Source organism: Brevundimonas sp. UBA7664 (assembly GCF_002483305.1).
Taxonomy (GTDB): Bacteria; Pseudomonadota; Alphaproteobacteria; order Caulobacterales; family Caulobacteraceae; genus Brevundimonas.
In genome coordinates this window covers 1-12047 of the sequence record NZ_DLHQ01000036.1, presented here as the reverse complement: position 1 = coordinate 12047, position 12047 = coordinate 1, and the positions used below count along the sequence as shown (strand labels likewise).

Here is a 12047-nt window from a genome sequence, read left to right as displayed (position 1 = left end):
CAACGGAAGGTCCGCTATGGGTCGATAGCGGACGGTCGGCTTTGGGCGGAAAGCGGACCTTCTAGGGAGCTATCGATGTCGCTCGGTCGGCAGTCTACCCGTCGAAAAGGACCGCTGCCAACCACGAGCCGAGACCAGTCGGCCTTCCTCGAAGGCAAACTCGACCGGCGAACTGTAGCCGCCGGTGTCATCGATGAACTCTACGGTGACCTTTTGCGGAGCACATGCGTCGACGGGGATGTTCATGTAGTCCCACCCATAGAAACGAAAGCTGCTCGCTCGCATGGTCGCGGCCAGCGCGCGAGCGCCGGCCGGACCTTCGGGCAGAGGCCTTCCGACATCGCCCACCCCCAAACTGAAGACCGCTTGAGCCAGGACAAGCCGCGACAGCGCGTCGTCGCTGTCTTCATCCTCGGCGGACGCCCGATCTACGACCTCAACAGCTCGACGACTCAGCGCCTCGTGCAGCTCCCGCCCATGCCGGATGTCCCACAGGTCGCACTCGCGAGCCACCGCATGGCTTGCGAGAAGGGACAGCGCGAGGGCGAGACCGGGAGCTTTCATCCCGCAATGTGTGACCGCATGCGCTTGGGTCCGCAATGGGTCGGGAACAGCCTTCGGTCCAAGCGCAGGAAGCGGACCTAAGGCCGACGCTCCTCGCCCGCCGCATATCGGGGCATGTCCGCGACAGCGGCGTTGAAAGCCTCGCGGATTTCGGACTGGCTGAAGCCCTTATCCCAAAGTTCCGTCATGAGGTAGTTGATCGCCTGCGAAAGCAGCGGACGATCCGGCCAAGGGTTGGCCCCGTGGAGGTCTGAGAGGTCTTCGCCGAACTTCCAGATCACGTCATGGAACCGGGTCTGCCAAGCATCGCGGAGATCGGGCGTATCGGTCATGCGGCAAGCATGATGCTGACGGGCAATGTCCGCAACGGGTCGGGAGCGGACGGTCGCCTGAGGGTGGAAAGCGGACGCGTCAGTCAATGTTTCTAACAGCGAGATATTCCCGCTGAGCGATGGCCTCGGCCTCGGTGAAGGCTCGTTCCGTGAGACCGGCGGGAGCGTTCCACGTGCCGTATCCATGCCAGTCGTGGTTCTTCTGAAATGCATCGAAATCAGAACTCGCGTCGAAGGTGTGAACCAAGACGGCAGCGTGGGAGATCGCCTGCCGGAGGCTGTCACCGTCGGGCGTGACCCGGCTCATTTGATGGCTATCGGAAGCGGGGTCCTTCCAAATCTCAAATCTCAGCATGTGCGGGGCCATGCCTGATCATACCGCGATGGCGGGAGTCCGCTATGGGTCGAAAGCTGACGTGGGCTCCAGCTTGGAGAGCAGACCCATCTTGGAGGCAGCGCGCGGTCGATCGTTCGCTGGACGCGCGTCGTGGCCGAAGGCTAGCCTGCCCACTCTCGACGACGCTAGCCATTCGCGGCAATGCACAGACAGGCAGGGGGTCAATGAACAGGCTAATCGCAGTGTTGGGAGCCGTGTTTGCCTCCCTGTTTCTGGCCTCCGCCCCCCAAGCTCAGCAACCGGCTACGGCGGCCGATGAGGGTTTGCTGGTCTATTCGGTGAGCACAATCCGGATCGCGATGAACTTCTCGTTCCAGTACCGCCAGACGGCTTCCTTCAGTGGAGAGCCGGTCCCGGAACGGGTCCGATCGATCGAATGCCGATGCGTCGGCATTTTCAGGGCCCAGATGGCCAACCCAGACTTTGCGGGCCGCGAGACTGGGAAGGTCTTTGTGGTCCGGTTGCCGGCTGGCCAGTATGAAGTTTTCGACTTCGGGTTCGGTGGGACGGTGGCCGGGATGGGCACGTCTTGGTCATCCGGCACCCGCTTCTCGATGCCGTTCACCATCCGGCCTGGGCAAGCCACCTACATCGGAAACTTCGCTCGCGCGCCATCGCTGGGCACGCCGCTGGAAGGTCAGCTGGGTGCCGCCGGCTTTTTCGTCGTCTCCGACAAGTCCGAGCGCGACCTGGCTATTGCACGGTCCCGGGAATCGACACTGTCGGATATCGACGAGCAGGTAACCGACGTTGAGCAGTTTTCTCATGCCGCGCTGCGCTCAGCCGAACCATAACCGCAATCCACGAAGATAGAGCAGATTGCGGCGGGTCCTTGAAACTCGTCGCCACAGTCCTCCCACAAGCCGCGTCGCTTAGAGTCCGTAATGGGTCGAAAGCGGTCCCTGACAGCCGTTCCGAAAGCAGACCCAACTCTGCCTGTCCAGGCGCCCGGCCCGCCCGTTTCGTCCCCCGCCCGCCCCTAGATCCACGCCGCAATCCCGCCGAGCGGCTTCTTGTTCAGCGCCGCGGTCGGCACGGTCGCCTCCGCCGCCGGAAGGCCTGCCACCAGCAGCAGGAAGGGCTTCTCCGAGGCCGGCCGTCCACAGATGTCGGCCAGGAAGGTCATCGGCGCCGGCGTGTGCGTCAGGGTCGCCAGCCCCGCCGAATGCAGGGCCGCGATCAGCAGGCCGGTGGCGATGCCGACGCTCTCCGGCACATAGTAGTTCTTGCGGTCGTCGCCGGGATTGGGCCCGCCGCGCTTCTGACCGAAGACGGCGATCAGCACGGGCGCCGTCTCCAGAAACCCCTTGTCCGGATCGGTGCCCAGCGGCGCCAGCGCATCCAGCCACTCCTGCGGGGCCTTGGTCGCATAGAACTCCCGCTCCTCGGCCTCGGCGGCTTCGCGGATGCGGGACCGCGCCCCGGCGCTCTCGATGACGCTGAAGAACCACGGCTGGTGGTTGGCTCCCGAGGGCGCCGAGCCGGCGGTCAGGATCGCCTGTTCGACCACCGCCCGCGGCACGGCCTGGTCCGAAAAGTCCCGCACCGTCCGCCGTCCGGCCATCAGGGCGCGGAAGGCCGTCGCGCGCGCGATCCGCTCGGCGTCGTCCATGGGGCCGTAGCCGGTCAGGGGCTGGCAGGGATGGTCGCGCATGAGGGGCTCCATTCCTCCCCCATCGGGGGAGGGGGACCATCCGTAGGATGGTGGAGGGGCCTGCGGCAACCGCCGGCGCCCGGGGCCGACCCCCTCCACCGCCGTTCCGGCGGTCCCCCTCCCCCTGTCGCTAAGCTCCGGGGGAGGACTGGATCCCGAACGCGCCCTCCACCCGCGCCACCCACGCCCGGACGGCCGGATAGCCGGCCAGGTCGAAATCCCCCTCATGCGCCACGCGCGTGTAGGCGACCAGCGCCAGGTCGGCGAGCGTCGGCCCCGCCCCGACCAGCCAGTCCGCCCCCGCCAGCGCCGCCTCCATCCGCGCCAGCGCCGCGTGGCCGCGCTCGATCAGCCGGGGCTCGATCTCGTCCGCGCGCTTGCCGGCCAGCAGCCGCTGGAACCGGACCACGGCGATGTACGGCTCATGGCTGTACTGTTCCCAGAACAGCCACTCGTACATCCGGGCCCGGTCATACGGATCGACCGGGACGAAGGCCGTCCCCTCGCCGAAATACAGCAGGATCGCATTGGACTGGGCCAGCCCCCGCCCGTCCTCCAGCATCACCGCGGGGACCTGGCCGGCCGGATTCCGCGCCAGAAAGTCCGGGCTTCGGGTCGCGCCGGACATGACATCGGTCTCGACCCAGCGATAATCACGCCCGAGCCGGTCGAGCAACCACTTGACCTTCAAACAGTTGCCGGAACGAATATCACCATGGACAGTAAGCATTTCGCGCCAGCAAAGTGTTTCTGATCTGCCAATACTGCTTACAGGTTTCGCGGCGTTGGCCAAACGAGATTCCGCTTAACCATCACAAGCCCCGCTTATCCACCGCAAAGGCGGACAGGTGGTCGCACCATGCCCCGATTGACTGTTTTTCGCCGCATTCCGGAACGACAAGCCCGTCGCCGGACGCGTCAGGGCCGGTGATTCCGCGAGTCTGCCTCATGCTCGGCGCCGCCGCTGCGCTCGCCCTTATCTGGGCGATGGCCTTCCCCGCCGAGGCGGGCGTCACGGCAGATCCCGTGTCCTACGAAGCCGCCCTGGCTTCGGGTCTGGGCGCTGAATCAACCCCGGGCGCCGACGAAGGTTCCGACAGCGGCGCGCTCGCGCTGACCCCCGAACAGCAGGCCCTGATGGACGAGGGCGCGGACTGGACCGCGCGCATCAATCTCTACCATGCGGGCGGCGGCGGGGCGACGGGCAACGACAGCCTGGGCTGCCGGCCGATCGCCATGCGCACCATCGCCACGGACCCGCGCTACATCCCGCGCCGCACCCGCCTGTTCATCCCCGAGACGGTCGGCATGCGGATGCCCGACGGCGCGATCCATGACGGCTACTGGTACGCCTCCGACACCGGCGGCGCGATCAAGGGCCAGAAGATCGACCTCTACACCGGCCACGGCCGCGGCTCGATGTCCCCGGCCATGCGCTTCAACCAGCGCCGCCTGACCCTCGTCGACGCCGGCCGCTTCGAAGGCTGCCCCCCGTCGTGGGACGCCCTGCCCAGCCAGACGACCCAGATCGCGGCCCTGGGCACCACCAGCGCGGGCTCGCGCTAGAATTTCCGCTTGCCGCTGACCGTTTCCCAGAACATCCGCCAGTCGCCCATCAGGCTCCACAGCGGATACTGGAAGGTCGCCGGCCGGTTCTTCTCGAAGAAGAAATGCCCGACCCAGGCGAAGCCGTAGCCGACCAGCGGCATGGCCAGCAGCCACCACGGGCTCCGCGTCACGATCGCCGTCGCCAGCACCACCAGCACCAGCGCCGACCCCACCACATGGATCCGCCGGCACGTCCGGTTGGCGTGCTCGTGGATATAGTAGGGATAGAAGGCTTCGAACGACGGATAGCGTTCGCCGGGCGCGGTTGGGCGGGTCATGGTCGAATCCTGCCCCGCCGGCGCGGCCGCCGCAAGCCTCAGGCCTCGACCGGCGGCTCGGGCCCCAGCAGCCGCCGGATCGCCGGCCACACCTTGGCCACGGCCGAGAAGAAGCCGACCACGGTCGACACCCACTGGAACGCCGTCCACACCCAGCCGAACAGATCCCCCTGCCCCAGCGCCTGGCCGATCGGGAACAGCACCCGCGACACCCCGATCTGGAAGGCGGCATAGGTTTCCGAATATTCGATCGAGCGGTCGGCGAAGAAGGCGATCGCCACCGCCGCCGACACCGGCGCCCACAACAGCGGCAGCACCAGCGCCACCGCCAGCACCAGCACCGCCAGCTTGGTCCCCAGGGTCTCGCCCGACACCAGGGTCAGCACCGTCCCGGCCCCCAGCGCCAGCGCCAGCGCGCCCAGCATCACCGGCAGCACCCCATCCACCGCCGTCATCAGGTCGGCGAACAATAGCCCGATCAGGATCGCAGATCCGCCCGCCAGAAAGCCGCCGACCCACAGGGCGGCGTATTGGCCCAGACGGCGCTTCAGATAGCCCAGGTTGAACATCACACCCTCCTCGGCGATCGTGCGAGGATGCCGCGCCCCGCGCGGGAAGTCCATTGGCCGAACGGCGGTCCTGGAGGACCCGCGCCGGTCCGGTTTCGCGCGCCGCCTACCGCTGGCGAACGCAGCGGCGCAGCGCGTTGCGGGCCTCCCGGCCGTCCTTCCAGGCCATGCGGAACACCTCCTCGCCCTCGATCGAGACGGCGAACGCCTGATCGTCCTCCATGCCGGCAAGCGCGTCGGCCATGCTCGGGACGGCGAAGATCAGCGTGCCGTGTCCCGCCATCTCCGGGCGGGCGGGCAGGTTGTAGATCCGGACCGTCGCCGGCCGCCCGTCATCCTGCGTCAGGGTCGCGGTGATTTCCCGAAAGGCTTCGGGTTGGGGAATGTCCTTGCCGATGAACACCAGCAGCCCGCCGTCCCAGCGCCGGTCGCTTCCGGTCAGGGTGATCGACCCGTCCAGATTGACGTAGGTCGCGGCGCAGAACTCGCCCGGCGCCGCGTCGTCGCGCGCCTGATAGTGGTCCCAGAAGCCCGCATAGTAGCGCATGAGCACGGGATCGGCCCGCAGCCTGGCGACCGTCTCATCGTCCTCACGCTGCTGCTCGAGCGCCGCCTCGAGTTCGGGCGTCATCTCGTAGCGCTGGGAGAAATAATAGGTCGGTCCGTCGTGGGTCGATGCGCTGATCCGGTCCTGGACATCGGCATAGAACTGCTGCGCGGACGCCTCGGACGCCATCTCGTTGAAGGACTGGGCGTGCGACGCCGTCACCCCGGCCGCGACCGACAGGACGCCGGCGAAGGCCGACAGCGACAGGAGTCTCGCCGGGATGGGGCGGAAGAGCAGCCTCGGCAGCATGACACGAACACCTTTTGAGATTTGCACAGACCGGTCTGCGCCGGCGTCCGTCCCGGACCCACGCGCCGCCGGCCGCGCCCCCGCCGGTGCGCGCTTCCGCGACAGCGAATAACCCATGCGCACACCGGGTAAACCGCCGAAATCCGCAGGCCTTCCATGCGGGATTGCATGGGAACGATCGTCGGGACGCTGCGAAGGCGAAGGCGGGGGCGGGTGGAGGCGGAACGCGTGCCTCCCGCCGACGGGCGGGACGTCTGCGATCCGACGGCGAGGGGGCGCCTCCTGTTCCGTCCGGGTCTGACTCGCCCCCGTCCCTGGACACGTCCGCGTTTCGGCTGCGCGCCAATGACGGTGGTGGCGCATAGGTGACTCCCACTCTCGGCGGCGCAGGGCGGCAATCGACTTGTTGCCCTGACCTGCTCACGCCTCGTCGTCTGCCGGGGCGGACACGCGCGCCCGAGCGGATATGAGGTCGGCGAGGGCGGCATAGTGGGAGGCGATCAGGAGGTTGGCGGCGCGTTCGCGGGGGTCATGCGATTCCGCGGCGCGGCGGGTCCAGGCCTCGGCGCGGTCTCGGAGGGTTTCCTCGTCCATGAGTGAGCGTCTTCGGCTGCCCGGGCGGAGCCCCTGAACAATCAACGATGGCGCGTGGCTGTTTCATCCCCCCGGGGGGTGGATTAGTTCCAACCGGCGTCGCGGGCGCGGGCCTCGGCGGCGGCGTCCAGCGGGTCGTCGGCGAGGGCGGCGTCGACCGCGGCCAGGACCGGGGCAGGTATGTCGGCGGAAGCCGTGCGCAGTTCGCCCGCGGTCGGCTGGAAGCGGGCCAGGGCCTGGAGGCGCCAAAGGTCGGCTTCGCGGCAGGCTAGGCCGGCGACACCCGCATCGGCCGACTGGAAGGTGCGGCACCAGCGGCCGTCGGCGTCGCGGAAGGTCAGGCCGACGGCGCGGCCCCCGGTGTCGGCGCCGTCAGCGGTCAGGCGCGTGTCGAGGACACGGACGAGGGCGGCGTCAGAGATGGTCCCTTGCGGGTCGACGGTGAAGCCGCGGTCTGGGGCGCCGGCGCCGAGCCAGCTGAACGACAGGCCGAGGACGAAGCTGGCGGCGGCCAGGCCTCCCCACAGGGGCGCATGGCGCGGGGCGAAGGCGGCTCCGAGGCGGTCGAACAGGCGAGGGGCGCGGAGCAAGGGGCGAGGAGCGCTCGTGGCGATCATTCGGGCGAGGTCGCGATCGCGCGGATCAGGGGCCAGGGGGACGGCCTCGCGGGCCAAGGCGCGCAGATCGCGCAAGGCTTCCAGCCGGGCGGCGAGGGCCGGATCGGCGGCGGCGGCGGCGTCGATGGCTGCGCCGGCCTCGGGGGTCAGTTCGCCATCGACGCGGCGCATCAGGGCTTCGTCATTGTAAGTCATGCGCTCACGCCTTGTTCGGCAAGGGTCTGGATCAGGGCCTGGCGGCCGCGCACGAGACGGCTGGTCAGGGTGCCGGCGGGTACGCCCATGACCTGGGCGGCCTCGGCGTAGGACAAGCCGTCGATCAGCACGAGGGCCACGGCGAGGCGCTGATCGTCGGGCAGGGCGTGGAGGGCGCTGCGCACGGCCAGGGCGTCGGCGCGCAGGTCTTCGCCGGCCATGGCGGGGTCGGGAACGTTGGGCGTGAGGTCGTCGGCGGGGGCAACCACTCGCGCCCAGCGGGCGTTCGATCGGCTCTGGTCGATGAAGATCCGCCTCATGATGGTGAAGGTCCAACTGTCCAGACGGGTGCCGGGGCGAAAGCCGCTGCGTTTGGCGAGGGCGCGTTCGACGGTTTCCTGCACCAGATCATGGGCATCGGCGTCCGACCGGGCCAGTACGCGCGCGAACCGGCGCAGCCTCGGCAGAAGATCCACCAGCCCCGTCTGAAACTCATCCAAGCTGAAAACCTCGTCATGGGGATGGAACGTCCCACCCCCGTCGTTTCATCCCTTGTCACGCCATCGCCAAAGGCTCTTGAAAAGAAGGACGTTCCTGGGAATGACGCCAATGCCGATGCGCCTGCTGTTTTCGAGCATTTTCGCGGCCCTGACCATGGCCGTGATCAGCGGACCCGCGGCGGCCCAGATCGGCCTGCCCGGCGGCCTGCCGCAGAGGCCCGCGCTGCCGGGCGGCCTGCCCTCGCGGCTGCCGGTGGATCCGGATGCGCTGACGCGGGCCGGGCGCGAGGGTCTTGAGCGCGGGTTTCAGGCCCCGGCGCGGCTCAGCGGCCTGATCCGACAGTCGGGTGGCGCGCTTGAGGCCGATCCGGACGGCTGGCCGGCGGTGCGCGGCGAGGTCGTGGCGGTAGACCTGTCGGCCGAGGGCCGGCGCCGGGCGCTGGCGGCGGGGTTCACGGTGGTGCGGGAAGAGCGGCTGGCGGCGCTGGACATGACGACGGCGGTGCTGGCGCCACCGCGCGGGCTGTCCCTGCGGCGGGCGGTCGAGCGGCTGCGCGATCTCGATCCGGAGGGGAGCTATGCCTTCAACCATGTGCATGCGCCGGCCGGAGCGCTGGCCGAGGCCGGCGGCGCGGCGGGAGCCGTGAGCGCGCCCCAGGGCGGGCGGGGGCGGATGGGGCTGATCGACACCGGCGTGGACGAACAGCATCCGGCGGTGGCGGGCGCTCATGTGGTCCAGCGCGGCTTCGCAGGACCGGCGCGGGCCGCGCCGCACGGGACCGCGGTGGCGTCGCTGATGGTCGGGCGTGCGGGCGCCTTCGAGGGCGCGGCGCCGGGGGGGGCGCTGTATGCGGCCGACGTCTATGGCGGCTCGCCGACGGGCGGGTCCTCGACGGGCCTGGCCCAGGCCCTGGCCTGGATGGCCGAGAACGATGTGCCGGTGGTCAATGTCAGCCTGGTGGGGCCGCGCAACGCCGTGGTCGAGGCAGCGGTCCGGCGCGCCAGCGGGCGGGGCATGCTGATCGTGGCGGCGGTCGGCAATGACGGACCGTCGGCGCCGCCACTGTATCCCGCGGCCTATGCCGATGTGGTGGGGGTGACGGCGGTGAACGGGCGCGGGCGGGTGCTGCCGGAGTCCGGACGGGGACCGCAGGTGGATTTCGCCGCGCCCGGCGCCGACATGGCCGCGGCCGGGCCGGGGCAGGGCTATGTCAATGTCCGGGGTTCGTCCTTCGCCGCGCCTCTGGTGGCGGGCCTGCTGGCGCAGCGACTGCAACAGCCGGACCCGAACGGGGCGGAGGCCGCCTTGACGGGCGTGACGAGGACCGCCACCGACGCCGGCGCGCGCGGGCCGGATCCGGTCTACGGCCGGGGAGTGGTGGCGGCGGACCTGCGCGTGGAACCGCGCGCGGTCGGGGCCCGGGGCCAGCTCAGGGAATAAACCTCAAGCCGTCGGGATGAATCCGCGGCCGAGGGTCGTTGGATGGCTCGAGGGCCCCGAACGCCCTGCGATACTCCAGGAGACATCCTCATGCGCAAGACCCTGATGCTGATCACCACTGCGACCTTCACCCTTGCCCTCGCGGGCGCGGCCAATGCCCAGGTGCTGGGCGGCTCGGGCGGCCTCGGCGGCGGACTGGGCGGCCAGGTCGGCGGCCTCGGCGGCCAGGTGGGCGGTTCCGCCGCCGGCAGCCTGACAGGCCAGGTTGACGGCGCCTTCGCCCGCGACCGTCTGGGCGAGACCACCGCGCGCGCCGAGCGGCTGCGCCAGCGCACCGAGCAACGCGCCGCCCGGGCCCGTGAACGCGCCCTGGCAGCCGAGGAGCGGGCCCGCGCCCGCGCCGTCGGAACGGCACAGTCCGCCTATGGGACCGCGCAAGGCATTGATGGCTCGGCCTCCGGCGCGCTGAATGGAGCCCTGAACGGCACGGCCGGCACCGGCTCGGGCGCCCTGTCGGGTGATCTCGGGATCGCCGGCTCCGGATCGGCGTCCGGTTCGGCCTCGAATGAGCGCGACAACGACCGACCGCGCCGCTCGCGCCCTGCGAACGCTAACGCCAATGCCGACGGCTCCGCTTCAGCTAACCGCAGCGGCGCCTCGGCACAGGCCGGCGTCAACGCCGGCGCCAGCGCCGGGACCCGCCGCGACGACTGAGGTAGATCGACGCCCCAACGATCTTGGCCCCGCCGGCTTTCGCCGGCGGGGCTCGCTCTTGATCTCTCAGCGCAGCTGACGACTGAAGCCGTTATCAACTTTGGCAGCACGCTGAACGGTTGGCCGCTACGTTCTCGGTCGGTCGGAATGTCTTCTTGCCGGTGATCCGTCGACGTTTGGTTCTGGCGCACAACCGCCCCTCCCCCTCACCCCGCCTCCTCCGGCCCCACCGCCGGCAGCCCCGCCCGCGCCCGGATCTGCCGCCGGTAGACCCCGTAATACATCGCCCGCACCTCCTCGACCGGCAGGGGCTGGCCCGCGTCGTCCCAGTGGAAGGGGACCCGGTGGGCGGCGCGGGCCTGCATCGCCGCGTGGTCGGCGGCGGCGGCCCCGGGCAGATTCTGCGCCCGCCAGGCATGGACGAAGCCGCTGTGCACCGCCGGGGCGCCGGGGATCTCGGCCAGGATGCGGCGCGCCAGGACGTCGGCCTGGGCCTCGATCAGGTCCAGCATGTCGTCCCAGCCCTTCTTCGCCGCCGCCTCGCGCGCGGCGTCCTGTTCAGGGGTCAGGGCTTCATGACCCGACATCCGCAAGGGCGTGTCCGCCGGATCGAACCCGGCCACCCGCCCCATGGACTCGGCCGCGCGGATCAGGGCCGTCGCATCGCTCGCCCGCCCCTCGGCCAAGGCCAGGGCGGCGTGGTCGAGGGCCGCGATCATCGCCGCCTCAGGGGTGTTCGGGACCGGCGCGCCCTCCCCGGCGGCGCGCGCGATGGCCCGCGCATGGGCGGCGTGGGTCCAGCCGCAGCGGCCGGCGCGCTTGCGGATGGAATTGACCGAGATGCCCAGCCGCTTCTGGATCGATTCCGCCGTCTCGCCCCCCAGATATGCGTCGCGCACGACGGCCCAGGTCTCGGCGGGAAAATTGCGGCGCGTGCGGATGCCTTCCTGTGTCATCCGGGCAGTCTGCGCCGGCCCTGCGTCAGAATCGGACGCATGTCCCAGTTTGTCCCGGTTTGTCGCCGCAAGACCGGTACGATGCGGGACTCAGCGGGTACAAATCCGACCGGGACAAAGCCGCCGATCGACGCGAAGCGTCATTCCGGCCGACGGCGGACCGGCGCCCGCCCGAGGGTCTTCACAGCGATCACAACGCGGGCACAACGAACACAACGGCCGCCGCGCGCTCGTCGTGCCCGTTGTGAATCCGTTGTGTCCGTCGTGATGAACCGTCTCGCGCTGACGCGCGGGATCAGCTGTCGAGGAAGGACCGCAGCTTCCGGCTCCGGCTCGGATGCTTCAGCTTTCTCAACGCCTTGGCCTCGATCTGCCGGATGCGTTCGCGCGTCACCGAGAACTGCTGGCCGACCTCTTCCAGCGTGTGATCCGTGTTCATGCCGATGCCGAAACGCATGCGCAGCACCCGCTCCTCGCGCGGCGTCAGCGAGGCCAGCACGCGGGTCGTGGTCTCGCGCAGGTTCGACTGGATGGCCGCGTCGATCGGCAGGATGGCGTTCTTGTCTTCAATGAAATCACCGAGATGCGAGTCCTCCTCGTCCCCGATCGGGGTCTCGAGGCTGATCGGCTCCTTGGCGATCTTGAGGACCTTGCGGACCTTCTCCAGCGGCATGGCCAGCTTTTCGGCCAGTTCTTCCGGGGTCGGCTCGCGGCCGATCTCGTGCAGCATCTGGCGGCTGGTGCGGACGATCTTGTTGATCGTCTCGATCAT

Annotated in this window: 17 protein-coding genes; 4 read left to right on the top strand and 13 right to left on the bottom strand. The window is 69.6% G+C overall.

Going from position 1 to position 12047, the window contains the following annotated elements:
• Nucleotides 1-69: 69 nt before the first annotated feature.
• The 3 genes from B2742_RS08595 to B2742_RS08585 all read right to left on the bottom strand — a co-directional run bounded on the left by B2742_RS08595 (nucleotide 70) and on the right by B2742_RS08585 (nucleotide 1263).
• Nucleotides 70-564 carry a hypothetical protein gene (locus B2742_RS08595; RefSeq protein ID WP_292065127.1) on the bottom strand — a complete coding sequence of 165 codons (495 nt, stop codon included), beginning with the start codon at nucleotides 562-564 and terminating at the stop codon, nucleotides 70-72.
• Between the two features lie 77 nt (nucleotides 565-641).
• Complete coding sequence (locus tag B2742_RS08590) at nucleotides 642-896, bottom strand: hypothetical protein (protein ID WP_292065126.1); 255 nt, start codon at nucleotides 894-896, stop codon at nucleotides 642-644.
• A gap of 79 nt (nucleotides 897-975) precedes the next feature.
• Nucleotides 976-1263 carry a hypothetical protein gene (locus B2742_RS08585; protein ID WP_292065124.1) on the bottom strand — a complete coding sequence of 96 codons (288 nt, stop codon included), beginning with the start codon at nucleotides 1261-1263 and terminating at the stop codon, nucleotides 976-978.
• A gap of 224 nt (nucleotides 1264-1487) precedes the next feature.
• Between B2742_RS08585 and B2742_RS08580 the strand changes: the two genes are divergently transcribed.
• Nucleotides 1488-2087 (top strand): hypothetical protein, encoded by a 600-nt coding sequence (locus B2742_RS08580; RefSeq protein WP_292065122.1) that lies wholly within the window; start codon nucleotides 1488-1490, stop codon nucleotides 2085-2087.
• A gap of 185 nt (nucleotides 2088-2272) precedes the next feature.
• Here B2742_RS08580 and B2742_RS08575 read toward each other — a convergent pair whose 3' ends face one another.
• Both B2742_RS08575 and B2742_RS08570 read right to left on the bottom strand, forming a co-directional pair.
• On the bottom strand, nucleotides 2273-2947 hold the full coding sequence (locus B2742_RS08575) for a nitroreductase family protein (protein WP_292065120.1): 675 nt from the start codon (nucleotides 2945-2947) through the stop codon (nucleotides 2273-2275).
• Nucleotides 2948-3077: 130 nt separating this feature from the next.
• Nucleotides 3078-3677 carry a glutathione S-transferase family protein gene (locus B2742_RS08570; RefSeq protein WP_292065118.1) on the bottom strand — a complete coding sequence of 200 codons (600 nt, stop codon included), beginning with the start codon at nucleotides 3675-3677 and terminating at the stop codon, nucleotides 3078-3080.
• A 218-nt stretch (nucleotides 3678-3895) separates the two neighbouring features.
• Here B2742_RS08570 and B2742_RS08565 point away from each other — a divergent pair, with 218 nt between their 5' ends.
• Nucleotides 3896-4513, top strand: a complete 618-nt coding sequence (locus B2742_RS08565) for a 3D domain-containing protein (RefSeq protein ID WP_292065116.1) — start codon at nucleotides 3896-3898, stop codon at nucleotides 4511-4513.
• On the opposite strand, the gene B2742_RS08560 is transcribed toward B2742_RS08565, so the two are convergent.
• The 6 genes from B2742_RS08560 to B2742_RS08535 form a co-directional block, all read right to left on the bottom strand.
• Nucleotides 4510-4833 (bottom strand): Mpo1-like protein, encoded by a 324-nt coding sequence (locus tag B2742_RS08560; protein ID WP_292065114.1) that lies wholly within the window; start codon nucleotides 4831-4833, stop codon nucleotides 4510-4512. The two genes, B2742_RS08565 and B2742_RS08560, sit on opposite strands and share 4 nt — an antisense overlap.
• Before the next feature lie 38 nt (nucleotides 4834-4871).
• Nucleotides 4872-5402: a hypothetical protein gene (locus tag B2742_RS08555; protein ID WP_292065112.1), complete on the bottom strand. Its 531-nt coding sequence runs from the start codon at nucleotides 5400-5402 to the stop codon at nucleotides 4872-4874.
• A gap of 106 nt (nucleotides 5403-5508) precedes the next feature.
• Nucleotides 5509-6258 (bottom strand): hypothetical protein, encoded by a 750-nt coding sequence (locus B2742_RS08550; protein WP_292065109.1) that lies wholly within the window; start codon nucleotides 6256-6258, stop codon nucleotides 5509-5511.
• A gap of 420 nt (nucleotides 6259-6678) precedes the next feature.
• The gene (locus tag B2742_RS08545; protein WP_292065106.1) at nucleotides 6679-6852 is read right to left on the bottom strand and encodes a hypothetical protein; all 174 of its coding nucleotides are present in this window, start codon (nucleotides 6850-6852) and stop codon (nucleotides 6679-6681) included.
• 83 nt (nucleotides 6853-6935) lie between these two features.
• A complete protein-coding gene (locus B2742_RS08540) occupies nucleotides 6936-7664 on the bottom strand; it encodes a hypothetical protein (RefSeq protein WP_292065105.1) in 729 nt (242 codons plus the stop codon).
• Entirely contained in the window at nucleotides 7661-8164 is a 504-nt protein-coding gene (locus tag B2742_RS08535; protein ID WP_292065103.1) for an RNA polymerase sigma factor, read from the bottom strand. The genes B2742_RS08540 and B2742_RS08535 overlap by 4 nt, the downstream gene beginning before the upstream one ends.
• A 109-nt stretch (nucleotides 8165-8273) precedes the next feature.
• On the opposite strand from B2742_RS08535, the gene B2742_RS08530 reads away from it, so the two are divergent.
• Entirely contained in the window at nucleotides 8274-9605 is a 1332-nt protein-coding gene (locus B2742_RS08530) for a S8 family serine peptidase (protein WP_292065101.1), read from the top strand.
• Between the two features lie 90 nt (nucleotides 9606-9695).
• Nucleotides 9696-10319: a hypothetical protein gene (locus tag B2742_RS08525; RefSeq protein WP_292065099.1), complete on the top strand. Its 624-nt coding sequence runs from the start codon at nucleotides 9696-9698 to the stop codon at nucleotides 10317-10319.
• Between the two features lie 206 nt (nucleotides 10320-10525).
• Here B2742_RS08525 and B2742_RS08520 read toward each other — a convergent pair whose 3' ends face one another.
• Together B2742_RS08520 and B2742_RS08515 are read right to left on the bottom strand one after the other, a co-directional pair.
• Nucleotides 10526-11275 (bottom strand): hypothetical protein, encoded by a 750-nt coding sequence (locus B2742_RS08520; protein ID WP_292065097.1) that lies wholly within the window; start codon nucleotides 11273-11275, stop codon nucleotides 10526-10528.
• 295 nt (nucleotides 11276-11570) lie between these two features.
• Nucleotides 11571-12047: sigma-70 family RNA polymerase sigma factor (locus tag B2742_RS08515; protein WP_292065095.1), on the bottom strand; the 477-nt coding region annotated here is incomplete at its 5' end.